The following is a 740-nucleotide window of genomic DNA, read 5'->3' as shown; positions in this document are numbered from 1 at the left end:
GCATCAAGTTGAGTTAGGTGTGCTGTACCTGCTATGGTATCGCCTTCTGCAAAACTCAATTTAAAACTTTTAACCTGTATAGAACCATCAGCACTGCTGATATCAATGTATGCAAAAGTCTTTGTAGTTCCAGTTAATCCTGTTGAGAAACCTACAGTTACTCCTTCTGTTCCAGCTGCTGATGCACTGGTACTGTCTCCATAAACAGTAACAGCTCCTCCAGTAGAGTCATTTATAGTAACAGCCGTATTTATCCTATAAACAACTACTTCGTCAGCGCCAAAATTACCACCTGCCAAATCCAATGTAGCGCCTGAACTATAATTGAAACCAATAGTATTTAAAGCTGTTAAGTTTAATGTAGCGGTTCCGTTTGCAGTGTCGACTGTTAAATCTAAATTGGCAGTGCCTATTACAGTTCCTGAATAATTATAAAAAGTTGCTGTAACAAAGTTGTTTATACTAGAATCAGCTGAATTTATAGTTGTTAAATCAGCCGATGCGTTTACTTTTAAAGAAAGATATCCAGCATCTGTTGTGCTTACTTGAGAAGCTGAAATGGATAAGGTTTCAATTTGAGAAGCATTAGTAGTTCCATATTTTTCAGTTAGTGCAGCATTAAATGTTACGTCAGTAGTTGCAACTTTTACGTCATAATAAAGTTTATTTCCATTTGCATCAACGAAGTTGATATCACTATTAGCAGGTATTTCAACTTTATTTACACCAATATCATCACC

The 740-nt window shown here is 36.1% G+C and carries 1 protein-coding gene; it reads right to left on the bottom strand.

What is annotated here, in order from left to right:
- The coding region (locus tag OWK30_RS11470) for a hypothetical protein (RefSeq protein WP_423326619.1) at nt 1-740 on the bottom strand (740 nt) is incomplete at both ends.

The sequence above is a fragment of the Deferribacter abyssi genome, from assembly GCF_049472655.1.
GTDB lineage: Bacteria > Chrysiogenota > Deferribacteres > Deferribacterales > Deferribacteraceae > Deferribacter > Deferribacter abyssi.
The sequence above is the reverse complement of the archived record's forward strand: the minus strand, read 5'-3'. Positions and strand labels throughout refer to the sequence as shown.